This window comes from Vibrio sp. Y176, from assembly GCF_033438945.1.
Map to the genome: position 1 here is coordinate 1 of NZ_JAWOQS010001293.1, position 500 is coordinate 500.

General features: G+C 50.2%; 1 pseudogene. It reads right to left on the reverse strand.

What is annotated here, in order from left to right:
* Nucleotides 1–478: pseudogene (locus tag R7O13_RS31480) on the reverse strand (PepSY domain-containing protein); the annotation flags it as partial.
* Nucleotides 479–500: the final 22 nt, after the last annotated feature.

Here is a 500-nt window from a genome sequence, read left to right on the forward strand (position 1 = left end):
GCAGCAAAACGCTCACAATGGCTAAACCGCCCATCGGAAACGCGGCACAAATGGCAACCAATGTGGCTAACCCCAATTTCCACACTCCGTCATGTTGAAATTGTGGCGGCGCGCCAAGCGATGCGCTGCGACTTGGTCGATGGAACCACCACATCACCACTCCGGAAATAGCAATCAGAATAAATGCCAGACAGAACAGCACATTCAACGCCTTGTTGATGATGCTTACGTCTCCTTGGTGAAGTGAGACACCCGCAGCCATTAACTTGGCAAACCAGCTGTAATCCTGCCAAGTCACATCCACCAGCAAACGACCTGAGTATTGGTCAAAATGGCTGGTTCGATCTTGTCTTGGGTCGGAGATGTCCCCTCCCATTGAGTTGGCTGCAACGGTGTAAACACCGTCATCTGAACGAGGCAAGAATACTTTGTAACTGGTAAAGCCCATCATTTCGGCTTTAAGAATAATGTCGTCAATCTATAACGCGCGATGGCTCGCC